Consider the following 22,813-nt stretch of genomic DNA (forward strand, 5'->3'; position numbering starts at 1 on the left):
GACCCAACCCTACGAATGGCTCGATCAACCCGATCAAGAAGGTAGAGCCGCCTGAGCCGTGCCGGGCAGAGCGAGAGCACCGACGAGTGCCAGTGCGGCGGAGCCGAGGAGGGCGACGAGTCTGGAACGTCTGAGTGGGTTGCGCACGCGATCTCCCTGAAGAAATGGGGGTGTTCGGGAGTGCTGAGAGCTGCGGGGGAGTGCAGCGGGGTGCGCAACCAAGTTGGTATGGACCAATCGGCCTGTCAAGATGAGCGGCAGGATTGGTCCATACCGGTGAGGGTGAGGGTGAGGGGCAACCTAAAGCGGCAGTACCTGACCCGCCGCCTGGACGACAACGGGCTCAGCGGTCGCAGCCGCGGGCGCGGGCACCGCGGGCAACGGCTCGGAAACCTCCCGCTGACCCGGAATCGACACCGGTCGCAGCTGCCGCACCCCGGACACCACCGTGTAGTCCTGTCCCAGGAACGGCGGCTCGATCACTCCGGTGTCCTCCCCGAGCGCCAACTGCACCGCGGCCCACGGCACGTTGACCCCGCACAGGGACAGCTGGTGCAACCCGCCCGCCGGGCGCGTGTTCACATCCATCAGCACCGGCCGGTCGTCCAGCATCCGGAACTGGATGTTGGAGAGGTAGTGCAGCCCGAACCCCTCGGCGACCAGCCGCGCCGGCTCCAGCCACTGCTCGTCCTGCGTGAACCCGCGACGCCGCCCGTTCTTCGTGCGGCCGATCGCCAGCCGCACCCGGTTGTCCGGCCCGGTGAGCGTGTCCACGGACACCTCCGGCTGCTCGAGACGCGGCATGACCAGCCAGTCCACCTGCTCACCGGACTGGTCCAGCGCCTCGACGACCATGTCGAGGGACACGTACGGGCCCGGGAAGCCGTTGAGCTGCGCGAGCGAGAAGGGGGCGCGCGTGATGATCCGGAAGCCCACCCCGCCCGCGCCGGACGCGGGCTTGAAGCAGGCCTTGTGGCCGTCGGCCTCGAGCTTCTCGACGGCCGTGACCAGCTCGTCCGCGGTCCGCACCCGCCACCACGGCGGCACCGGGACACCGACGGCCTGGACCGCCTCGTAGGCGATCACCTTGTCGTGGAAGACGGCGACGGCCTCCGGCGGCGGCGCGAGCAGCGCCGTACCGATCGCGGTGAAGTCGGCGCGGTGGGCGACGATCGCCGCCTGGTGCAGCCGCGGCACGAACACGTCGATGCCCCGCTTGTGGCACTGGTCGAGCGCGTACTCGACGTAGGCGGCGGGGGACAGCCCCTCCGGCTCCAGCTCGGCGGTGTCTGCCGCCGCCAGCACGGGTGAGTCGGCGTCCGCGTGCGTCGCATGGATCTCGACGGCTCTGTCGCTGGGATTTCGCCGCAGCTGATCCATGAAGAACACGTTCTCCGCGTACGTGCGGTTGAGCCAGACGCGTACGCGAGAGTGCATTCAGGCCGCCTTTCGGGGTTTTCGGGCACAGCGAAGCGGGCCCGTGCCCGGGCAGGGTGATTGGAGGGACACCAAACCGCCCCTTGCGAAGGGAGGTACGTGCGGTGGTGTTGGGGCGATCATACGGCTTTCGAGGGGCCACGCGTGCAACGCCCGTGTTACGGAATTTCCGATCATGAAGCGCCACCGCCCCGGCCCGCACTTGTACCGGGAAAACAAATGTGTTCTCGTGGTCCCACTCGGGTGCTCGGAGGGGGCTAGAGGTGACGTCTACGGCCGGTGACGCGGCACAGCTTCTAGCCGTCAGCGACCTGCACATCGGCTATCCCGAGAACCGCCGGCTCGTCGAGGAGATGCGCCCCGGCACCGACGACGACTGGCTCCTGGTGGCCGGTGACGTCGCCGAGACCGTCGCCGACGTCCGCTGGGCCCTCGAGACCCTCGCCGGCCGCTTCCGCCAGGTCGTCTGGGCCCCCGGCAACCACGAACTGTGGACCCACCCGAAGGACACCGTCACGCTGCGCGGGGTCGCCCGCTACGAGCACCTCGTCGAGATGTGCCGGGAGCTCGGCGTCCTCACCCCCGAGGACCCCTACCCGGTCTGGGACGGCCCCGGCGGCCCCGTCGCCGTGGCCCCGCTGTTCCTGCTGTACGACTACTCCTTCCTGCCCGCCGGCTGCACCACCAAGGAGCAGGGCCTGGAGTACGCGCACGGCACCGGCGTCGTCTGCAACGACGAGTTCCTGCTGCACCCCGACCCCTACCCGTCCCGCGAGGCCTGGTGCCGGGCCCGGGTCGCCGAGACTGAGCGCAGACTCGCCGCGCTCCCCGACGGCCTGCCCACCGTCCTGGTCAACCACTATCCGCTGGACCGGCACCCGACGGACGTCCTGTGGTACCCCGAGTTCGCGATGTGGTGCGGCACCACGCTGACCGCCGACTGGCACCGCAGGTTCCGCGTCGAGACCATGGTCTACGGCCATCTGCACATCCCGCGGACCACCTGGCACGAGGGCGTCCGCTTCGAGGAGGTGTCGGTGGGCTATCCACGGGAGTGGCGAAAGCGGGCCGAGCCGCCGGGACGGCTGCGCCGGATCGTGCCCGGGGAGGTCGGCGCGCTGTGATCGAGGAACTCCTGCCCGACTCGGTGGTGGCCGTCGAGGTGTACGGCCACGACGAGCCGGAGAACGCCGCGCTGTACCCCGAGGAAGCCGCGCTCGTCGCCCTCGCCGTCCCCAAGCGACGCCGTGAGTTCGCCGTGGTGCGGGCCTGCGCCCGCAGTGCCATGGAGAAGCTCGGGGTGCCGCCGCAGCCGGTGCTGCCCGGGGAACGCGGCGCCCCGCGCTGGCCGGCCGGACTCACCGGCAGCATGACCCACTGCGACGATTACTGCGCCGCCGCCCTGGTCCGCGCCGCTGACCTCGCCTCCCTCGGCATCGACGCCGAACCCCACGGGCCGCTTCCGGAGGGCGTGCTGGAGAGCGTCTCCCTCCCGGGGGAGCGGGTCCGGCTGCGCCAACTCGCCGTGGCGCACCCCCTGGTCCACTGGGACCGGCTGCTGTTCAGCGCCAAGGAGTCCGTCTACAAGGCGTGGTTCCCGCTCACCGGCACATGGCTGGACTTCTCCGAGGCCGACATAGACATCCTGGTCGACCCCGGACAGCCCGCCGGCGGCACCCTGCGCGCCGAACTCCTCGTCCCCGGCCCCCTGGTGGGCGGCGAGCGGCGCGGCGTCCTGGAGGGCCACTGGACCGTCCAGGGCGGCCTGGTGGCGACGTCGGTGACCGTGCCGCACGCCTGAGCGCACGGCGCGGGTCGTACGGCTAGGACTCCGGCGGACACCAACTCTGCAGCAGCCTGAAGAAGGCCTCCTCGTTGCCCGCGAGGCCCGCGTCCGCCAAGGCCTGTTCGGCCTCGGCGAGGACCGACGGCGGGACGACCGGCGGTCGGGCGGTGTCGGGTGGGCCGGCCGCGGTGTCGAAGGCGGCTCGGACCGTGTGCAGCAACCGCAGATACGCCTGGACGGCGGTGCGCTCACGGTCGGTCAGTACGGCGGTGGGCATCGGCGGCTCTCCCCAAGTCGGCGTCGGTCGCACCCCCGGACGGGGCACGTCGGTCGCACCCCGCACGGGCGTGCATCCCCAGCTTGCCGCCCCCCACTGACAATCCGGCTTCCGCGCCCGTGCGTTCGCCCGCTTAGCGGAGGTGAAACCTCACCGAAATCCCCGTGCGGAAAGCAGCCCTACGCTGGGAGGAAGGGCTTTCGGCCGCGGTACGGCGGCCACCAGGACGGGAGGGCGAGCACATGGTCGACGACCCGCGACGGCGCCCGGTGCGCGCCGTCCGGCTGCGCTCGGTCGGCGACGGAGAACTGGAGTTGCGGTACCGCATGGTGCACGGATACCGCCGTGCCTTCCGCATGGCGGGTGAGGGACCGCCGCTCGTCCTCATCCACGGCATCGGCGACTCCTCGGCGACCTGGGCCGAACTGATTCCCGACCTCGCCCGCACCCACACCGTGATCGCCCCCGACCTGCTCGGCCACGGCGACTCCGACAAGCCGCGCGCCGACTACTCCGTGGCGGCGTACGCCAACGGCGTCCGTGATCTGCTCACCACCCTGGGCATCGAGTCGGCCACCCTGGTCGGACACTCCCTGGGCGGCGGAGTGGCCATGCAGTTCGCCTACCAGTTCCCCGAGCGCACCGAGCGGCTCATCCTGGTCAGCGCGGGCGGCGTGGGCCGCGAGGTCAACCCCGTGCTGCGGCTGGTGTCCCTGCCCGGCGCCCACCTCATGCTGTCCTCGCTGCGGCTGCCCGGCATGCGCCTCCAACTGGGCCTCGCCGTCCGCCTGATGAGGCTCCTGGACACCGACCTCGGCCAGGACGCCCCGGACCTGCTGAACCTCGTCGACGCCCTTCCCGACGAGACGTCCCGCAACGCCTTCATCCGCACCCTGCGCGCGGTCGTCGACTGGCGCGGCCAGGTCGTCACCATGCTCGACCGCTGCTATCTCACCGAGGGCATGCCGACCCTGCTGCTGTGGGGCGACCGGGACAGCGTGGTGCCCGTGCGGCACGCCTTCGGGGCGCACGAGGCGATGCCCGGCAGCCGTCTGGAGATCTTCGAGGGCGCGGGACACTTCCCCTTCCACACCGACCCCGCCCGTTTCGTCTCCCTGGTCGAGGAGTTCACCGCCACCACCGCCCCGGCGGACTGGAGCCGGGACCACTGGAGGGAGCTGTTGCGCGAGGGTGGTCCGGGGAGCGTGCTGAGGGAGGCCGGCGAGCGCAGTGCCACATGACGGTCGCCGCGCTGGACTCTCAGCCCTGCGGCCCCAGATACCCCAGCGACACCTCGATCCGCCCCGCCAGATGGTCCCGCTGCGCCGGCCCGCGCAGCGGCGAACCCGCCAGCCAGGTCCGGCACTTGCTGGCCAGCAGCAGGCCGAAGCTCTCCGCCTCCCGCTCGTCGTCGAGGTCGAAGCGGCTGCGGGCGGCGACCTTGCGGACCGTGGCCTGGAGGTCGGCGTCGTCGTGGAGGAGGCGGGCGGCGACCGCGGCGCCCTCGACGTGGTGGGAGCAGTGGCCCGCGTTCATGTGCCACAGCTCGTGGCCGAGGATGACCAACTGGTGGTCGGGCGCGGTACGTTCCTCGATGACGACGAGGTCCTGGTCGGCCATGTCGAGCCACAGTCCGCTGGCCGTGCCGGGCGGGAAGGGCGCCGTACGGAAGTGGACCGGGCGGCCCCGGCGTCTGCTCATCGCGTCGCACAGGGCGCCGTAGAGGTCCTCGGGCCGTGCCGGGGCGTCGAGTTCCAGCTCCGCCACCAACTCGCCGCTCAGGCGGCGCATGTGCTTTCCGATGCCCACAGTTTTCTCCCGGATCAGGACTCGGGCCGCTTGACGCTCTCCAGGAGCATGTCCAGCCACTCGGCGACCTTGTCACGGTGCTGGTCGGTGGGCAGCTGCGCGGCCCGCCAGGCGATCCCGCGGACGCCGTGGTCCTGCAGCAGCCGCTCCAGCGGGTCGCGGGCGGCCGCCGCGGCCTCCCGCTCACGGTCGGCGAGCTTGTGCAGGAGCTCCTGCTCGGTGTGCTGGAGTGCCCCCGCGAGCGCCTCGGGGTCCTCCGCCGTAAGGAATCCGGCGTGCACACGGAAGAACCGCTGGATGGCGTCGCAGTGCTCCATGGTGGGGCGCCGGTCGCCGTTGATGAGGGCGCCCGCCTGCTGCCGGGACATGCCCGCGCCGTCGGCGATCTCCTGCTGGGTGTACTTGCGCCCGTTGGGCTTCAGCCGGGTGCGGCGCAACAGGTCCAGCCGCTGCAGGAACCGCGCCTGGACGTCGGGTTCACCCGCCGGGCGCCCGCTCAGCAGGGCCTTGACGACGGGTTCGGGGACGCCGGAGGCGACGGACAGCCGGCCGGTGTCGAAGACCTGCGCGTGCGGCACGCCGAGCCGGTCGGCGAGTGCGGTGACGCGGGCGACGACGGCCGTCAGCACGACCGTTGCCGCGCCGTCCGGGCTCTCGAAGCCATCCGACACCGACAGATCTCCTACGTCTCTCACCCGACTTCTCACAGGCGGTCGCCGTGAACTTCCCGGAGAGTAGCCCGTTGTTCGAACTCACATCCAGGTGTCGCCACAACTGTGGCCAATTTCAGCCGTCAACCGCCACGGAATGCCACGATAGTTGACACGACTTGCTCCGGAGAAGCAGGATCAAGGCGCCGCGTGAAGGCCGCATAGGCAAGAGGGGTGACCTCCCGATGGCATATCAGGCAGGTGGGCAGCGGTCGGAACTGCGGCCCGTCCCCGAAGGGCTCGAAGCCCAGGCATACCTTCAGGACTACACCACGCTCCTGGAAGCCGTCCCCTTTCCGTCCGTCGTCCTCGACCACCGCTGGGACGTCGTTCTCGCCAACACCGCTTTCGCGTCACTTTTCCGTGCCGTGGGTCCGCATCCGACGGCCATGCCGGGTGACAACTTCCTCCGGTTCGTCCTCTTCCACCCCGACGCGAGCAGCGTCCTGGGCGATCACGAGTCGCGGTGGTGTCTGCCGATGCTCGCGCACTTCGCGGCCGCGGTGGAGCGGCACGGCCACGACCACGGCCTCCAGGCGATCCGCCGGGACATCGCCCAGGACCCGATCATGGACGCCGCCTACCGGCACGGCCTGCCGCACTGGATCCGCGCGGTCGGCGAACAGGCCGTGGAGCACGACGGCTCCGTACGCCCCCTGGTGCACCCCGACCCGCGCTGGGGAGCCACCGACTGCCGGATCGTGGACGAGACCCCGCGCACCCTGCGCGACCTCGGCTACACGCGTCTGACGCTGGTGCTCCGCCCGGCTCCCACCAGGCGCCGCCCGCGGCGCACGGCGGCCCACCTCACGGTGGTGCCCACCCCCGAGGCCTGACGGGCACCGTCGGCGTTCAGGTCGTCGACGGCGCCTCGTCAGTAGTGGCCGGTCCCCGTCAGTAGTGGCCGCCCCCATACGCAAGTGGCCGGCCCCCTTTCGCAGTCGTTGACCCATTACGCAAGCCACTTGCATTTCTTGCGCTATTCTTGCGCGCATGACGCGACGACTTGCCGAGGTTGCCAAGAAGGTCGGGGTCAGTGAGGCCACGGTCAGCCGGGTGCTCAACGGCAAACCGGGGGTCTCCGAGGGAACCCGGCAGGCCGTGCTATCCGCGCTGGACGTGCTCGGGTACGAGCGGCCCACCCAGTTGCGCGGTGAGCGGGCCCGGCTCGTGGGGCTGGTGCTGCCGGAGCTCCAGAACCCGATCTTCCCGGCGTTCGCCGAGGTCATCGGCGGGTCGCTGGCCCAGCTCGGGCTGACGCCGGTGCTGTGCACGCAGACCAAGGGCGGGGTGTCCGAGGCCGACTACGTGGATCTGCTGCTGCAGCAGCAGGTCTCCGGTGTCGTCTTCGTCGGCGGGCTCTACGCCCAGGCGGACGCGCCGCACGACCACTACCGGCGGCTCGCCGACCGGAACATCCCGGTGGTGCTGGTCAACGCGTCCATCGACGACCTCGGTTTCCCGGGCGTGTCCTGCGACGACGCGGTCGCCGTCGAACAGGCCTGGCGGCATCTCGCCTCCCTGGGGCACGAGCGGATCGGGCTCGTGCTGGGACCCGCGGACCACATCCCGTCGGCACGCAAGCTCGCCGCCGCGCGGGGGCTCGGTGAGCTGCCCGACGAGCGGGTCGCGCGGGCCATGTTCTCCATCGAGGGCGGGCACGCGGCGGCCGCCCGGCTCATCGACCGCGGGGTCACCGGCTTCATCTGCGCCAGCGACCCCCTCGCGCTCGGCGTCGTCCGGGCCGCCCGCCGCAAGGGGCTCGACGTGCCGGGCCAGGTGTCGGTCGTCGGCTACGACGACTCCGCCCTGATGAACTGCACCGAACCCCCGCTGACCACCGTCCGCCAGCCCATCGAGGCCATGGGCCGAGCCGCCGTGGAGCTGCTGAACGCGCAGGTCGCCGGCAGTGCCGTACCGCCCGAGGAACTGCTCTTCGAGCCCGAGCTGGTGGTCCGGGGATCCACCGCGCAAGCACCTCGCGACTGAACGACCCTGTCCACCATGACCTCGCAGCCGTAGCCCATGGCGGCTGCCGGTGCGGCCTCGTCCGCCGGTCGGCCCGAGCGGTACGCACCCGCGCGCGCCGGCTCTCGTCCGGTGCGCCCCCGGGAGACGGCCGTCAGCTCCCAGCCGGCCCGGCCGGCACGCCCACGGCTGCCCGGCCGGTGATCGACTCCCTCCCTCATCGCTCTGTCGCATAATTTCAAATTCTGCGCGGCATCTTGCGGACAGTTGTCGGCGGTGCTTGAGTGTGCGGCGCCCACCGCTCCTGCCACGAGGGGTCCACCGATGAGAAGCACCGGGTACCGCCGTACCGTCGCCGCGCTCAGTGTCTGTTCCCTTGCCCTCGCCGTCTCCGCCTGTGGATCGGGCGACGACACGGCGAGCGGCAAGACCCGCATCACGGTCAACTGCATGCCGCCCAAGAGCGCCAAGGTCGACCGGCGGTTCTTCGAGCAGGACATCGCGTCCTTCGAGAAGCAGCACCCGCACATCGACGTCGTCGCGCACGACGCGTTCCCCTGCCAGGACCCCAAGACCTTCGACGCCAAGCTCGCCGGCGGGCAGATGGAGGACGTCTTCTACACGTACTTCACCGACGCCCGGCACGTCGTGGACATCAACCAGGCGGCCGATCTCACCCCGTACGTCAAGGAGTTGAAGAGCTACGGCACCCTCCAGCAGCAACTCCGCGACATCTACACGGTCGACGGCAAGATCTACGGCATCCCGCGCACCGGCTACTCGATGGGCCTGATCTACAACAAGAAGCTCTTCGCGAAGGCCGGCCTCGACCCCGAGCAGCCCCCGGCCACCTGGGAGGAGGTGCGCGCCGACGCCAAGAAGATCGCCGCGCTCGGTGGCGGCACCGTCGGATACGCCGACTACAGCGCCCAGAACCAGGGCGGTTGGCACTTCACCGCCGAGCTGTACTCCCAGGGCGGCGACGTCGTGAGCGCCGACGGCAAGAAGGCCGGCCTCGACACCCCCGAGGGCCACGCGGTCCTCCAGAACCTCCACGACATGCGCTGGACCGACGATTCCATGGGCAGCAAGCAGCTTCTCGTCATCAACGACGCCCAGCAGATGATGGGTTCGGGCAAGCTCGGCATGTACCTCTCCGCCCCGGACAACATCCCGATCCTGGTCAAGGAGAAGGGCGGCGACTACAAGGACCTCGCGCTCGCGCCCATGCCCGGCGGCAAGGGCACGCTCATCGGCGGCGACGGCTACATGGTCAACAAGAAGGCGAGCCCCGACCAGATCAGGGCGGCCCTGAAGTGGCTCGACCACATGTTCCTCAGGCCCGGCGCCGGCTTCCTCGGCGACTACGCCCGCGCCAAGAAGGCCGACGCCCCGGTCGGCCTCCCCGAGCCGCGTCTGTTCACCGGCGCCGCCGACGCCAAGGACCAGCAGGTCAAGAAGGCCAACGCCAATGTGCCCGTGGAGAACTACCAGGCCTTCCTCGACGGCAACCAGAGCCTGAAGATGAAGATCGAGCCGCCGAACGCCCAGCAGATCTACTCCGTCCTCGACAGCGCCGTCTCCGCCGTCCTCACCAAGAAGGACGCCGACATCGACCAGCTCCTCAAGGACGCCTCGACCAAGATCGACGGCATTCTGGCCCGGAGCTGACCCCCATGAAGACGGTCGACAGCCCGCCCCACGCGGCCATCGCCGCACCCCCGATACAGGCGCCGCCTCCCGCAGGGGACCGGAGGCGGCGCCGCCTCGCCGATCAGGCCCGCGCCTACGGCTTCCTCCTCGGCGGACTGCTCTGCTTCGCGCTCTTCTCCTGGTACCCGGCGATCCGCGCCGTCGTGATCGCCTTCCAGAAGTACACGCCGGGCTCCGAGCCCGAATGGGTCGGGACCGCCAACTTCACCCGCGTCTGGCACGACCCGGAGTTCACCGCCGCCTGGCGCAACACCCTCACCTTCACCCTGCTGGCCCTGCTCATCGGCTTCGCGGTCCCCTTCGTCATGGCGCTGGTGCTCAATGAACTCAGACACGCGAAGGCGTTCTTCCGCGTGGTGGTCTACCTGCCCGTCATGATCCCGCCGGTGGTCAGCGCCCTGCTCTGGAAGTGGTTCTACGACCCCGGAGCGGGCCTCGCCAACGAGGCGCTGCGCTCTGTGCACCTGCCCACCTCGAACTGGTCCAACGGCGCCGACACCGCGCTCGTCTCCCTGGTGATCGTGGCGACCTGGGCCAACCTGGGCGGCACGGTCCTGATCTACCTCGCCGCCCTCCAGTCCATCCCCGGCGAGCTGTACGAGGCCGCCGAACTGGACGGCGCGGGCCTCCTCCAGCGCGTCCGCCATGTGACGATCCCTCAGACGCGGTTCGTCATCCTCATGCTGATGCTCCTTCAGATCATCGCGACCATGCAGGTGTTCACCGAGCCGTTCGTGATCACCGGCGGCGGTCCGGAGAACGCCACGGTCACCGTCCTCTACCTGATCTACAAGTACGCCTTCCTCTACAACGACTTCGGCGGCGCCTGCGCCCTGAGCGTCATGCTCCTGGTGCTGCTGGGCGCCTTCTCCGCCGTGTACCTGCGGCTGACCCGGTCCGGAGAAGGGGACCTCGCATGAGCACCCGCACCCTGATCTCCCCGGCGACGCTCGCCCGCCCGCGCGGCAGGGCCCTCTACTGGACCGTCTTCGCCACGGTCGTCGTGCTCTTCGCGCTCGCCTTCCTCTTCCCGGTGTACTGGATGGTCACCGGCGCGATGAAGTCGCCGGACGAGGTGACGCGCACCCCGCCCACCCTCGTCCCCGAGCAGTGGCACCTCGGCGGCTACACCGACGCCTGGGACCTCATGCAGCTCCCGCAGCACCTGTGGAACACGGTGGTCCAGGCCGCCGGTGCCTGGGCGTTCCAGCTGGTCCTGTGCACGGCAGCCGCCTACGCCCTGTCCCGGCTCAGGCCCGTCTTCGGCAAGGTGGTCCTCGGCGGCATCCTCGCCACGCTGATGGTCCCGGCCCAGGCCCTGGTCGTACCGAAGTACCTGACCGTGGCGGACCTGGGACTGCTGAACGACCCGCTGGCCATCTGGCTGCCGGCCGTCGCCAACGCCTTCAACCTGTACCTGCTCAAGCGGTTCTTCGACCAGCTCCCGCGCGATGTGCTGGAGGCCGCCGAGATCGACGGCGCCGGAAAACTGCGCACCCTGTGGTCGATCGTGCTGCCCATGTCACGGCCGGTCCTCGGAGTGGTGTCGATCTTCGCCCTGGTCGCCGTCTGGCAGGACTTCCTGTGGCCGCTGATGGTCTTCTCCGACACCGACAAGCAGCCCATCAGCGTGGCCCTCGTCCAGCTGTCGCAGAACATCCAACTGACCGTGCTCATCGCCGCGATGGTGATCGCCAGCATCCCGATGGTCGCCCTGTTCCTCGTCTTCCAGCGGCACATCGTCGCCGGGATCAGCGCGGGCAGCACGAAGGGCTGACACCGTCCGTCCGCCTACAGAAGGGACCCCCCGTGGGACAGCCCACCGAGTGGTGGCGCTCAGCCGTCATCTACCAGGTCTACGTCCGCAGCTTCGCCGACGGCGACGGGGACGGCACCGGCGACCTCGCCGGAGTCCGCGCCAGGCTGCCGTATCTCGCCGAACTCGGCGTGGACGCCCTGTGGTTCAGCCCCTGGTACCTCTCACCGATGAAGGACGGCGGCTACGACGTCACCGACTACCGCGCGATCGACCCGGCCTTCGGCACCCTCGCCGAGGCGGAGAAGCTCATCGCGGAGGCACAAGAGCTGGGCATCCGCACGATCGTCGACATCGTGCCCAACCATGTCTCCGACCAGCACCCCTGGTTCCGGGCGGCTTTGAAAGCGGGGCCGGGCAGCCCCGAACGCGAGCTGTTCCACTTCCGGCGCGGACGCGGCAAGCAGGGTGAACTCCCGCCCAACGACTGGCCGTCGCAGTTCGTCGGCTCGGCCGAGCCGGTGTGGACGCGGCTGCCCGACGGCGACTGGTACCTGCACCTGTTCACCCCGCAACAGCCCGACCTCAACTGGGCCCACCCGGCCGTCCGCCAGGAGCACGAGGACGTCCTGCGCTTCTGGTTCGAACGGGGAGTGGCGGGCGTCCGCATCGACTCGGCCGCCCTCCTCGCCAAGGACCCCGAACTGCCCGACCTCGCTCTCCACCCCGACCCGCACCCCTTCGTCGACCGCGACGAACTCCACGACATCTACCGCTCCTGGCGGGCCGTCGCCGATGAGTGCGACGCGGTCTTCGTCGGCGAGGTCTGGCTCCCGGACACCGAACGCTTCGCCCGCTACCTGCGCCCCGACGAACTGCACACCGCCTTCAACTTCTCCTTCCTGTCCTGCCCCTGGGACCCCGCGCGGCTGCGCACCTCGATCGACACGACCCTCGCCGAGCACGCGCCGGTCGGGGCCCCCGCCACCTGGGTGCTGTGCAACCACGACATCACCCGCACGGTCACCCGCTACGGCCGTACGGACACCGGCTTCGACTTCGCGGCCAAGGCCTTCGGCACCCCGACCGACCTGGCCCTCGGCACCCGGCGCGCCCGCGCGGCGGCCCTGCTCACGCTCGCCCTGCCCGGAGCCGTCTACGTCTACCAGGGCGAGGAACTGGGCCTGCCTGAGGCGGACGTCCCGCGCGACCGTATCGAGGACCCGATGCACTTCCGCTCCGGTGGCACGGACCCCGGGCGGGACGGATGCCGGGTGCCGCTGCCGTGGGCGGCCGGGGCGCCGCACGCGGGGTTCGGCGGCGAGCCCTGGCTGCCGCAGCCCGCCGACTGGGCCTCGTACGCGGCCGACCGGCAGGCGGCGGACCCCGGGTCGATGCTCAGCCTCTACCGCGAGGCCCTCCGGATCCGGCCGGTCTTCGGCGACGGCCCGCTCACCTGGCTGCCCGCCCCCGAGGGCGTCCTCGCCTTCACCCGCGCAGGAGAGGCCCGGTGCGTGGTGAATCTCGCCGACGCTCCCGCCGACCTGCCCGAGCACACCGAACTGCTTCTCTCCAGCGGCCCCTTGGACTCCGAGGGTCGACTGCCGAAGGACACCGCGGTCTGGCTACGGGGCTGAGACCGCAGCACCCCCACACGAAGGGATCAGCACATGCGCAGATCTGTCAGGGGCATGCCAGCAACGATGGTGGTGGCCCTCTCCGCCGGCCTCCTCACCGCCACGGCCCCCACCGCCCACGCGGCCGCGGGCGCCACCCTGCCCTTCACCTCGGTCGAGGCCGAGTCCGCCACCACGACCGGCACGAGGATCGGCCCCGACTACACCCAGGGAACGCTCGCCTCGGAGGCGTCCGGGCGGCAGGCGGTACGGCTCGGCTCGGGCCAGCGCGTCGAGTTCACCGTGCCGCGCGCGGCCAACGCCGTGAACGTCGCCTGCAGCGTCCCCGACGGCCAGTCGGGCACGCTGAACGTCTACGTCAACGGCACCAGGCTCGCGAAGACGCTCCCGGTGACCTCCAAGTACTCGTACGTCGACACCGGTTGGATCGCCGGCGCCAGGACGCACCACTTCTTCGACAACGCCCGCCTCCTGCTCGGCCGGGACGTCCAGGCCGGTGACAAGGTCGCCTTCGAGTCGACCGGCACCCAGGTCACCGTGGACGTGGCCGACTTCGAGCAGGTCGCGGCGGCCGCCGGTCAGCCCGCCGGGTCCGTGTCCGTCACCTCCAAGGGCGCCGACCCCACCGGGAACGGCGACTCCACCCAGGCATTCCGGGACGCGATCTCCGCCGCCCAAGGGGGTGTGGTCTGGATCCCGCCGGGCGACTACCGGCTGACGTCCGCGCTCAGCGGCGTCCAGAACGTCACCCTCCAGGGCGCCGGAAGCTGGCACTCGGTCGTGCACTCCTCCCGCTTCATCGACCAGTCCGGCTCCTCGGGGAACGTCCACATCAAGGACTTCGCGGTGGTCGGCGAGGTTACCGAGCGCGTCGACTCGAACCCGGACAACTTCGTCAACGGCTCCCTGGGCACCGGGAGTTCGGTGTCCGGGATGTGGCTCCAGCACCTGAAGGTCGGCCTCTGGCTGACGGGGAACAACGACAACCTCGTCGTGGAGAACAACCGCTTCCTCGACACGACGGCCGACGGCCTCAACCTCAACGGCAACGCCCGCGGGGTGCGGGTCCGCAACAACTTCCTGCGCAACCAGGGCGACGACGCGCTCGCCATGTGGTCCCTGTACGCGCCGGACACGAACAGCAGCTTCGAGAACAACACCGTCACCCAGCCGAACCTCGCCAACGGCATCGCGATCTACGGCGGTACCGACATCGCGGTGAGGAACAACCTGGTCTCCGACACCAACGCCCTCGGCAGCGGTATCGCGATCTCCAACCAGAAGTTCCTCGACCCGTTCTCCCCGCTGTCCGGCACCATCACGGTCGACGGCAACACCCTCGTCCGCACCGGCGCGATGAACCCCAACTGGAACCACCCGATGGGGGCACTGCGGGTCGACTCGTACGACAGCGCCATCAACGCCACGGTGAACATCACCAACACGACCATCACCGACAGCCCGTACAGCGCCTTCGAGTTCGTCTCCGGCGGGGGACAGGGGTACCCGGTCCGCAACGTCGCCGTGGACGGCGCGACCGTCCGCGGCACCGGTACGGTCGTCGTGCAGGCGGAGGCCCAGGGCGCCGCCACCTTCCGCAATGTCACGGCCACCTCGGTGGGTGCGGCAGGCGTCTACAACTGCCCCTACCCCGCGAGCTCCGGCATCTTCACCCTCACCGACGGCGGCAACAACTCCGGCTGGAGCAGCACCTGGTCGGACTGCTCGACCTGGCCGCAGCCGGGACAGGGCAACCCAGACCCGGACCCGAACCGCAACCTCGCCAAGGGCCGTCCGGCCACCGCGAGCGGCTCCCAGGACGTCTACACGCCCGGCAAGGCCGTCGACGGCGACGCGAACAGCTACTGGGAGTCCGCCAACAACGCCTTCCCGCAGTCCTGGACGGTGGACCTGGGAGCGGCCGAGCCGGTGCGCAGGCTGGTGCTGAAGCTGCCTCCGCAGAGCGCCTGGCAGGCCCGCACCCAGACCGTCACCGTGCTGGGCAGCACCGACGGCAGCACCTTCAACACCGTCGTCGGCGCCCAGGGCTACCGCTTCGACCCGGCGACCGGCAACACGGCCACCGTCACGCTGCCCGGCACCAATGTGCGGTATCTGCGCCTGTCGGTGAGCGCGAACACCGGCTGGCCGGCCGGACAGTTCAGTGAAGTGGAGGCGTATCGGACTTCGTGACCGGAGCGTCCCGCACCACCCCGCGCTTGGCCGCCTGGATCTGCTCGTACACATGGGTGCGCAGTTCGGCGAAGCGCGGGGCCACCCGCGTGTGGATCTGGTCCCGCTCGTCCGGCAGATCGACCTTCAGCTGCTCCTGTACGACCGTGGGGGAGGCGGACAGCACGATCACGCGTTCGCCCAGGTACACGGCCTCGTCGATGTCATGGGTGACGAACAGGATCGTGATGCCGCGCTCCCGCCACAGTCGTCGTACGAGATCCTCCAGGTCGGCGCGGGTCTGGGCGTCCACGGCCGCGAACGGCTCGTCCATCAGCAGGACTTCGGGCTCGTACGCGAGGGCGCGGGCGATCGCGACACGCTGCTGCATCCCGCCGGAGAGCTGCCAGGGATACGCCGAGGCGGCGTCCGAGAGGTCCACCGACTCCAGTGCGTCGGTGACCAGCTCCCGGCGTCGCGTTTTGGTCAAGTTCTTCTGCTTCAGGGGGAGTTCGACGTTGTCGGCGACGCGCATCCAGGGAAAGAGGCTGCGGCCGTACTCCTGGAAGACGAAGGCCATCCCGGGCGGGGGACCGGTCACTTTGCGTCCCGACAGGTGGACTTCGCCGGCCGTCGGCGTGAGCAGCCCGCCCATGCACTTCAGCAGGGTCGTCTTGCCGCAGCCCGAGGGGCCGACGAGACAGACGAGTTCGCCCGCGTCGACGGTGAAGGTGAGATCGCGTACCGCCTCCACGCGGCGGCCTGACCCCTCGTAGACCTTCTTCAGGCCGGACACGTCGAGAAGCGGGTGCATGGACCGCCCTTTCACGTTCGGGTCGTTCACGGGGACCGCCGGGCCGAGGCGCGCAGGCCGTGGTACCAGGCGAGGACCCGCCGCTCGACCAGCTGGAAGACGACGGAGAGGACGAACCCGAGGAGGCCCAGGACGAGGATCCCGGTCCACATGTCGGGGACCGCGAAACTGCGCTGGAACTGGACGATGGTGAAGCCGATGCCGTTGCTGGCCGCGAACATCTCGCTGATGACCATCAGGATGATGCCGATCGACAGTGCCTGGCGCAGGCCGGCGAAGATCTGCGGACTGGCCGAGCGCAGCACCAGGTCGCGCAGGCGCGAGGGGCCGGTGATGCCGTAGGAGCGGGCCGTCTCCAGCATCACCGGGTCGACCGCGCGTACGCCCTCGACGGTGTTGAGCAGGACCGGCCAGACGCAGCCGCTCGCGATCACGGTGACCTTCATGGTGTCGCCGATGCCCGCGAACAGCATGATGACCGGGATCAGGACCGGCGGCGGGACCGCCCGCAGGAACTCCAGGACCGGTTCGCACACCGCCCGCACCCGCCGGTAGGAGCCGATCACCGTGCCGACCGCGACTCCGACGACGGCCGCCAGCGCGTAACCGGCCGCCAGGCGCCAGAGGCTGGGCAGGACGTCGTCGCGCAGGCGGTCGGCGGTCCACACGTCCGGGAAGGTCTTGAGGATCGTGCGCAGCGGCGGCCAGAAGACGTCGGTGCTGCCGTCCGAGGCCAGCCACCAGACCACGACCAGCAGCGCGGGCAGCGCGAGCACGAAGAAGAGCCGCAGAGCGAGTCGCTTCACACCGCCACCTCCCCGCGCACCGACTGGTGCCAGGCCAGCGCCCGTCGCTCCACGGTACGCGCGCCGACGTTGATGAGCAGCCCCAGAAGGCCGGTCACGACGATCAGCGCGTACATCTCCGGCACCGCCTGCGAGTTCTGCGCCACCCCGATCCGGGCGCCCAACCCCGGCGCCCCGATGACCAGTTCACCGGTGATGGCGAGGATCAGCGCGACGGCCGCGGCCAGTCGCACCCCGGTCATCACATACGGCAGCGCGGTCGGCCACAGGACGTGCCGGATCCGCGCCCAGGTGCCGAGACCGTACGAGCGGGCCGTCTCGTCGGCGACCGGGTCGACGTCCTGGACGCCGTAGAGCGTCTGGATGAGGACCTGCCAGAAACTGGCGTACACGACGAGCAACAGCACCGAGCGCAGTTCGCTGCCGTACAGCAGCACCGCCAGCGGGATGAGGGCGACCGAGGGGATCGGGCGCAGGAACTCGATCGTCGAGGCCGTCGCCTCGCGCAGATACGGCACGACCGAGATGATCACGCCGATGACGATCCCCGCCGAGGCGGCGATGGCCAGGCCCAGGGCCCAGCCGGTGAGGGTGTCACCGAGCGCCGTCCAGAAGGTGCCGTCGGAGAGCTCGTCGGCGAAGGCGCGCGCGATCCGGCTGGTCGGCGGGAAGTACTCCTCCTTGACCAGACCGAGCCGTGGCACCGCCTCACCCAGGGCGAGGAAGGCCGCGAGCCCGGCGGCGCCCAGCGCCGCGTTCTGGAACCTCACGGAAGGAGCGCGTCCACGTCGGGGGTCTTCTTGAAGAACCCGTCGCTCTGGCCCAGCTTCGCCAGCGCCTCGATGGAGGCCTTGTTGGGCTCGGCCGGCCACTTCGGCAGGGTCACCTGCGCCAGCACCGCCGCCGGGATCTTGGTGTACGTCGTGATGATCTGACGTGCCTCGTCCGGGTGGGCGTCCGCGTAGGCCAGGGACTCGGCGGTGGCCTCCTGGAACTTCTTCACCACGTCGGCGTGCTGCTGCTGGTAGCGCGTCGAGGTGAAGTACATGGCGACCGTGGTGTCCTTGGCCACGTCCACCAGCGGGGAGGCGATCACCTGGCCGCCCTGGCTCTTGATGGTGGCGAGCGCGGGCTCGACCGCGCAGGCCGCGTCGACCTGGCCGCCGTCGAGCGCGGCCGGCATCTGGTCGAAGGCCAGCTCCACGAACGTCACCTTGTCCGGATCGCCGCCGGACTTGCGGACCGACTCGCGCACCGCGGACTCGTTGATGTTCTTCAGCGTGTTGATGGCGACCTTCTTGCCCTCCAGGCCCTTCGCGGACGTGATCGAGCTGCCCTTCTTCACCGCGATGGCCGCAAAGTCCTTGCCCTCCACGCCCGTTGAGGCGATGCCGTTGGAGACCGCCTTGATCGGCACCCCGGAGGACTGTGCGATCAGCAGGGAGGTGACATTGGAGAAACCGAACTGGAACTGCCCGCTGGCGACCCCGGGCACGATCGCCGCGCCGCCGGCCGCGTTCGATATCTCCAGCTTCAGGCCGTGCTTGTCGTAGAAGCCCTTCTTCTGGCCCAGATAGACCGGCGCGACATCGACGATCGGAATCAGGCCGAGCTTGACGGTGGTGGTGCCGGCGGACGACGATCCCGAGTCCGAGCCCCCCGAGTCGTCGGACGAACCACAGGCCGACGCGGTGACCAGGAACGCTCCGGCCGCGAGGGCGGCTAACAGACGACGCATGGCTCCTCCTGTGCAGACTTGTTGTTCCGACAGGTGTGCGCAGACCGCACAGTGGTGCTCAGGGCGAAAGGTATGGGGCTCTCGGGGGTCGGGTCAACACCTTTGGCTGACAATATTGTTGACAGTTGCTCATCGGAGGCGACGATGCCCGAAGCAGACCGCGCCCCTCACTTCGTCCGCTCCCTGGAGCGCGGCCTCGCCGTGATCCGCTCCTTCGACGCCGACCACCGGGAACTGACCCTCAGTGAGGTCGCCCGCGCCTGTGGACTCACCCGCGCGGCGGCCCGCCGCTTCCTGCTGACCCTGGCCGATCTCGGATACGTCCGCGCCGACGGCCGCACCTACCGGCTCACCCCACGCGTCCTCGAACTCGGCTACTCCTACCTGTCGAGCTTCTCGCTGGCCCAGATCGCCGAACCGCATCTGGAGCAACTCGTCGACAGGACAAGGGAGTCGTCGTCCCTGTGCGTGCTCGACGGCGACGACATCGTGTACGTGGCCCGGGTGCCCGCGCGCCGCATCATGACCGTGGCGGTCACCGTCGGCACCCGCTTCCCGGCCCATGTCACCTCCGTCGGGCGGGTGATGCTCGCGTACCTGCCGGAGGAGGAGATCGAAGTACGCCTCGCGCGCGTCGAGTTGACTCCGCTCACCGCGCGCACGATCGACTCCCTCGCGCTGCTGCGGACCGAGCTGGAGCGGGTGCGCAGGCAGGGATACGCCCTCGTCGACCAGGAGCTGGAGGAGGGGCTGCGCTCGATCGCCGCCCCGGTGCGGGACCGGGACGGCGAGGTGGTGGCGGCGGTCAACATCCCCGTACAGGCGGGGCGTACGACACTCGCCGCGGTACGGCGGGATCTGCTGCCGCCGCTGCTGGAGACGGTCGCCGGCATCGAGGCCGACCTCCGGATGGCTACAGGTCCAGCACGAGCTTCTTCCCCCGGCACCGGGACACACAGATCATCATCGTCTCCCCGGCCTCCCGCTCCTCGTCCGTGAGCACGGAGTCCCGGTGGTCCGGGGTGCCGTCGAGGACGTCGGTCTCACAGGTGCCGCAGGTGCCCTCGGTGCACGAGAACAGCACCTCGACACCGGAGGCGCGCACGGCGTCGAGCACGGAGACGTCCGCAGGGACGGTGACCGTCGTGCCGGTCTGGGCGAGTTCGACCTCGAACTCCGTGTTCTCGCCCTCCAGTTGCGCCTTCGGCGTGAACCGCTCCACGTGCAGCAGTCCGGCCGGGCAGCGCGCCTCCACCGCGTCGAGCAGCGGACCGGGCCCGCAGCAGTAGACGAGGGTGCCCTCGGGAACGCCGTCCAGCACCGAGGCGAGGTCCAGGAGCCCGGTCTCGTCCTGGGGAGCGACGGTCACGCGATCCCCGTAGCGGCCCAACTCCTCGGTGAACGCCATGGATTGGCGCGTCCGTCCGCCGTACAGCAGGGTCCACTCGGCGCCCTCGGCCTCCGCCGCCGCGAGCATGGGCAGGATCGGGGTGATGCCGATGCCGCCCGCGATGAACCGGTAACGGGGCGCGGGCCGCAGGGCGAAGTGGTTGCGCGGCCCGCGTACCCGGACTTTGTGGCCCTGCCTCAACTGCTCGTGCACATGGGCGGATCCGCCGCGCCCGGCAGGCTCGCGGAGGACGGCGATCCGCCAGGCGGTGCGGTCGGCCGGGTCGCCGCACAGGGAGTACTGCCGCTCCAGGCCGGGGCCGAGCACCACGTCGATGTGGGCGCCGGGCTCCCACGGCGGGAGCTGCTCGCCCAGCGGGTGGCGCAGGGTGAGGGCGAGCACGCCGTCGGCCGCCGGGTCCCTGCGGTCGACGACGAGTTCGGCTTCGTACGCGTCACTCATGAGCTGTTTCCTTGCGGCTCGTTTCCTTCAGTCTCGCGTCCCTGCGGGGCGTGCCCGTTCGGGTGCGCGAGCATCCACTCCCACATCTCGATCGGGTCCTGCGAGGTGTGCTCGCGGCCGCAGTGACAGGTGCCGTGCAGGACATCGGTGCCGGGCAGCCAGTCGATGCGGTAGATCTCCCCGGTGGCTCCCGCACTCACAGGACCTTCTCCACGGGCTTGTCGCCCTCCTCGACGAGACGGGCGAGGATACGGCGGGCGGCGAGACCGCCGGTGTCGATGTTGATGCTGAGCTCCTGGTAACCGGAGCGCTCGGTGCCGAGCGTCCGCTGGAGCAGGTTGAGCGCGTTGACGTCCTGCATGACGACGGTGTGGTTGTTGCCCCGCAGGAACTCGGTGACCTCGGCGTCCTCGGTCGCCCAGTCACGCGAGACCATCCAGAAGTCGTACACGTGACCGTCGCTCGACGGCGTGATGGCGTACGTGATCTCGGTGTGGAAGCCGTTCGGGTCGCTGCCGTCGGCCTCGGGGAGCACACCGACCGGGGCGATCCGGCTGTGCAGCAGATAGAGGCAGGGCGCGTGGTACTCGATGTCCTGCCAGCGGGTGATCCGGCCTTCGATGCCGGTGGACTTGGCGTAGAACGGCGGGCATGCGGCGTCGTCCATGTGCCGGCTCACCCGTACGATGCCCGCGCCCTCGTCGACCTCCGTGGTGATCGGCGTCTCGGCGACCTCGGGGGTGCCGATGTAACCGCCGTGCAGATAGGTCTCGTGGGAGAGGTCGAGGAGGTTGTCGACCAGGAGGCCGTAGTCGGCGTCGATCGGCTCCATGCCGCGGACGGTGACCCAGCCGGGGGAGTCGAGGTGCCTGGCGCGCGGGATGGTGTCGGCGTCGGCGAGCGCTGGGTCGCCGATCCACACCCAGATCAGGGAGTCCAGCTCGACGACCGGGTAGGAGGCGACGCGCGCGGTACGCGGTACGCGCTTCTGGCCCGGCACGTACACACAGGTGCCCGTGGTGTCGTACGTGAACCCGTGGTACCCGCACACGATCCGGTCGCCGTCGAGCCGGCTCGGCTTCTCGTGCAGCGGGAACCGGCGGTGCACACACCGGTCGGCGAGCGCGACGGGCGTGCCGTCCTCCTCGGTCCGGTAGAAGACGAGCGGTTCACCGAGGATCGTCCGGCCGAGCAACTCCTCGCGGCCCACCTCGTGGCTGTAGGCGGCGACGTACCACTGGTTCCTGGCGAAGGCGGTGGTGTGAGGCATGGGGTTCCCGTCCCTGTCGGCGGGGCTTCGTCGCCCCGCGTGCCGTGGTTGGAAGCAGGGTCCCGAGGCTTGCCGCGGCTCGGCAAGACGGCTTCTGCCAGACGGAAGAACTTCTGTAAAGACGCTGCTCAGAGCGTTGCTCTGTCAACCCCCAGTCGCCAGAGTTGAGTGCCGCGTGATGCGGCCGCCTTCCCCGGGGATCTGAACAATGTCGTCCTCCGCCGGTGCTTGCTCGAAGAGGACGGGGCCGATCTGGATGGTCCTGTAGTACACGCGCGGGCGGACATCAACAGCGTTTATCAGAGTGGGAACTTACTCTCCTCACCATCGAGCGAGCAGGGCCCGTCAGGCTAGCCCGACTTGAACTCAAAGCCCTCAACTCACCTCGCAACAACCACAAACGGGCACTCGCGCCTGGCTTCACGCGCGTACCGCCGGAAGATCACCGGCTAGGAACTCCGTTCGATCCACACGTTCCAAGGTCGGTTGAGGTACGGCTTCTTATTCACGAGTACACGAACCCGACTGGTCTCAGTTGGGCTCCTCGACACGCTCGCGCTTGCTCGCCGCGCGGCGCTCTCGCAGACTCACGGCCCACGATGCCAGTGAGAGGCAGATGGGTAGATACAACAGCAGCAAGTCGGAGGCACCGAAAGCCCCGATGAGAAGCCAGGAGGACACAGCAGCCGCAAGCAGTATCGCAGGCAGCCACTGACGCCAGGGGGCCAGGTGACTCATCCGAAAGACCGACCAGGCCATCCAGGCGAAGATGCACAAGATGGGGATACCAAAGATCATCCAAGGCTCCGGAAGGTGGAGGTGGGCGTCAGGCGCAGGCGAGATCGCCGACCTTAGTGTTTATTCCCGGGACCGGTCCCCAAAGTTTGGAGTAGTCGTCAAACACCGCCTCGTGTATCCGTTGGAGCCCAGTCTCGATCTTTCGTTAGGGTCCGCCGACGGAGTCGGTGGACCCTTTTGCTTTCCGGAGCTGGTGCCGGGCAGGCCGGTGGCCAGGCTGTCGCGTCGGGTGGGCGCCGGGTTCCACTGCCCGGGGCGGGTGATGCTGTC

The 22,813-nt window shown here is 69.8% G+C and carries 22 protein-coding genes; 11 read left to right on the forward strand and 11 right to left on the reverse strand.

Annotated features, from left to right (window positions below; genetic code table 11):
- Positions 1–300: 300 nt before the first annotated feature.
- Complete coding sequence (locus ACFVYN_RS38615) at positions 301–1,437, reverse strand: ATP-grasp domain-containing protein (protein WP_390007005.1); 1,137 nt, start codon at positions 1,435–1,437, stop codon at positions 301–303.
- Between the two features lie 263 nt (positions 1,438–1,700).
- On the opposite strand from ACFVYN_RS38615, the gene ACFVYN_RS38620 reads away from it, so the two are divergent.
- Both ACFVYN_RS38620 and ACFVYN_RS38625 read left to right on the forward strand, forming a co-directional pair.
- Positions 1,701–2,561: a metallophosphoesterase family protein gene (locus ACFVYN_RS38620; protein ID WP_390007006.1), complete on the forward strand. Its 861-nt coding sequence runs from the start codon at positions 1,701–1,703 to the stop codon at positions 2,559–2,561.
- Positions 2,558–3,238, forward strand: coding sequence for a 4'-phosphopantetheinyl transferase (locus ACFVYN_RS38625; protein WP_390007008.1), 681 nt, complete (start codon positions 2,558–2,560; stop codon positions 3,236–3,238). Before ACFVYN_RS38620 ends, ACFVYN_RS38625 begins: the two co-directional genes overlap by 4 nt.
- Before the next feature lie 22 nt (positions 3,239–3,260).
- On the opposite strand, the gene ACFVYN_RS38630 is transcribed toward ACFVYN_RS38625, so the two are convergent.
- Entirely contained in the window at positions 3,261–3,500 is a 240-nt protein-coding gene (locus tag ACFVYN_RS38630; RefSeq protein WP_390007009.1) for a hypothetical protein, read from the reverse strand.
- A gap of 242 nt (positions 3,501–3,742) precedes the next feature.
- Between ACFVYN_RS38630 and ACFVYN_RS38635 the strand changes: the two genes are divergently transcribed.
- Entirely contained in the window at positions 3,743–4,741 is a 999-nt protein-coding gene (locus ACFVYN_RS38635; protein ID WP_390007011.1) for an alpha/beta fold hydrolase, read from the forward strand.
- A 19-nt stretch (positions 4,742–4,760) separates the two neighbouring features.
- On the opposite strand, the gene ACFVYN_RS38640 is transcribed toward ACFVYN_RS38635, so the two are convergent.
- Both ACFVYN_RS38640 and ACFVYN_RS38645 read right to left on the reverse strand, forming a co-directional pair.
- The gene (locus ACFVYN_RS38640; RefSeq protein ID WP_390007037.1) at positions 4,761–5,291 is read right to left on the reverse strand and encodes a toxin-antitoxin system, toxin component; all 531 of its coding nucleotides are present in this window, start codon (positions 5,289–5,291) and stop codon (positions 4,761–4,763) included.
- A gap of 32 nt (positions 5,292–5,323) precedes the next feature.
- Positions 5,324–5,980: a helix-turn-helix domain-containing protein gene (locus tag ACFVYN_RS38645; protein ID WP_390007013.1), complete on the reverse strand. Its 657-nt coding sequence runs from the start codon at positions 5,978–5,980 to the stop codon at positions 5,324–5,326.
- A gap of 224 nt (positions 5,981–6,204) precedes the next feature.
- Between ACFVYN_RS38645 and ACFVYN_RS38650 the strand changes: the two genes are divergently transcribed.
- From ACFVYN_RS38650 to ACFVYN_RS38680, 7 genes are all read left to right on the forward strand, one after another.
- On the forward strand, positions 6,205–6,855 hold the full coding sequence (locus ACFVYN_RS38650) for a hypothetical protein (protein WP_390007015.1): 651 nt from the start codon (positions 6,205–6,207) through the stop codon (positions 6,853–6,855).
- A 157-nt stretch (positions 6,856–7,012) separates the two neighbouring features.
- Complete coding sequence (locus ACFVYN_RS38655; RefSeq protein WP_390007016.1) at positions 7,013–8,008, forward strand: LacI family DNA-binding transcriptional regulator; 996 nt, start codon at positions 7,013–7,015, stop codon at positions 8,006–8,008.
- 303 nt (positions 8,009–8,311) lie between these two features.
- A complete protein-coding gene (locus ACFVYN_RS38660) occupies positions 8,312–9,658 on the forward strand; it encodes an ABC transporter substrate-binding protein (protein ID WP_390007017.1) in 1,347 nt (448 codons plus the stop codon).
- A gap of 5 nt (positions 9,659–9,663) precedes the next feature.
- Positions 9,664–10,620 carry a carbohydrate ABC transporter permease gene (locus ACFVYN_RS38665; RefSeq protein ID WP_390007019.1) on the forward strand — a complete coding sequence of 319 codons (957 nt, stop codon included), beginning with the start codon at positions 9,664–9,666 and terminating at the stop codon, positions 10,618–10,620.
- The gene (locus ACFVYN_RS38670; protein WP_390007020.1) at positions 10,617–11,477 is read left to right on the forward strand and encodes a carbohydrate ABC transporter permease; all 861 of its coding nucleotides are present in this window, start codon (positions 10,617–10,619) and stop codon (positions 11,475–11,477) included. Before ACFVYN_RS38665 ends, ACFVYN_RS38670 begins: the two co-directional genes overlap by 4 nt.
- Before the next feature lie 32 nt (positions 11,478–11,509).
- A complete protein-coding gene (locus tag ACFVYN_RS38675; RefSeq protein WP_390007022.1) occupies positions 11,510–13,093 on the forward strand; it encodes a glycoside hydrolase family 13 protein in 1,584 nt (527 codons plus the stop codon).
- Positions 13,094–13,126: 33 nt separating this feature from the next.
- Positions 13,127–15,286, forward strand: a complete 2,160-nt coding sequence (locus ACFVYN_RS38680) for a discoidin domain-containing protein (protein WP_390007023.1) — start codon at positions 13,127–13,129, stop codon at positions 15,284–15,286.
- Here ACFVYN_RS38680 and ACFVYN_RS38685 read toward each other — a convergent pair.
- The 4 genes from ACFVYN_RS38685 to ACFVYN_RS38700 are packed head-to-tail and all read right to left on the reverse strand — an operon-like array spanning position 15,255 to position 18,623.
- Complete coding sequence (locus ACFVYN_RS38685; protein ID WP_390007025.1) at positions 15,255–16,079, reverse strand: ABC transporter ATP-binding protein; 825 nt, start codon at positions 16,077–16,079, stop codon at positions 15,255–15,257. The two genes, ACFVYN_RS38680 and ACFVYN_RS38685, sit on opposite strands and share 32 nt — an antisense overlap.
- A 26-nt stretch (positions 16,080–16,105) precedes the next feature.
- Positions 16,106–16,885, reverse strand: coding sequence for an ABC transporter permease (locus tag ACFVYN_RS38690; protein WP_390007027.1), 780 nt, complete (start codon positions 16,883–16,885; stop codon positions 16,106–16,108).
- The gene (locus ACFVYN_RS38695) at positions 16,882–17,655 is read right to left on the reverse strand and encodes an ABC transporter permease (RefSeq protein WP_390007029.1); all 774 of its coding nucleotides are present in this window, start codon (positions 17,653–17,655) and stop codon (positions 16,882–16,884) included. The genes ACFVYN_RS38690 and ACFVYN_RS38695 overlap by 4 nt, the downstream gene beginning before the upstream one ends.
- Positions 17,652–18,623 carry an ABC transporter substrate-binding protein gene (locus tag ACFVYN_RS38700; RefSeq protein ID WP_390007031.1) on the reverse strand — a complete coding sequence of 324 codons (972 nt, stop codon included), beginning with the start codon at positions 18,621–18,623 and terminating at the stop codon, positions 17,652–17,654. The genes ACFVYN_RS38695 and ACFVYN_RS38700 overlap by 4 nt, the downstream gene beginning before the upstream one ends.
- A 144-nt stretch (positions 18,624–18,767) precedes the next feature.
- On the opposite strand from ACFVYN_RS38700, the gene ACFVYN_RS38705 reads away from it, so the two are divergent.
- The gene (locus tag ACFVYN_RS38705; RefSeq protein WP_390007032.1) at positions 18,768–19,622 is read left to right on the forward strand and encodes an IclR family transcriptional regulator C-terminal domain-containing protein; all 855 of its coding nucleotides are present in this window, start codon (positions 18,768–18,770) and stop codon (positions 19,620–19,622) included.
- Here ACFVYN_RS38705 and ACFVYN_RS38710 read toward each other — a convergent pair.
- Genes ACFVYN_RS38710 through ACFVYN_RS38720 form a run of 3 tightly spaced genes read right to left on the reverse strand, consistent with a single transcriptional unit; the run spans position 19,537 to position 21,745 of the window.
- On the reverse strand, positions 19,537–20,475 hold the full coding sequence (locus tag ACFVYN_RS38710) for a PDR/VanB family oxidoreductase (RefSeq protein ID WP_390007033.1): 939 nt from the start codon (positions 20,473–20,475) through the stop codon (positions 19,537–19,539). The genes ACFVYN_RS38705 and ACFVYN_RS38710 overlap by 86 nt on opposite strands.
- On the reverse strand, positions 20,472–20,675 hold the full coding sequence (locus tag ACFVYN_RS38715) for a hypothetical protein (protein WP_390007034.1): 204 nt from the start codon (positions 20,673–20,675) through the stop codon (positions 20,472–20,474). The genes ACFVYN_RS38710 and ACFVYN_RS38715 overlap by 4 nt, the downstream gene beginning before the upstream one ends.
- On the reverse strand, positions 20,672–21,745 hold the full coding sequence (locus tag ACFVYN_RS38720) for a Rieske 2Fe-2S domain-containing protein (protein ID WP_390007036.1): 1,074 nt from the start codon (positions 21,743–21,745) through the stop codon (positions 20,672–20,674). Before ACFVYN_RS38720 ends, ACFVYN_RS38715 begins: the two co-directional genes overlap by 4 nt.
- Positions 21,746–22,813: the final 1,068 nt, after the last annotated feature.

Source organism: Streptomyces sp. NPDC058307 (genome assembly GCF_042880295.1).
Taxonomy (GTDB): Bacteria; Actinomycetota; Actinomycetes; order Streptomycetales; family Streptomycetaceae; genus Streptomyces.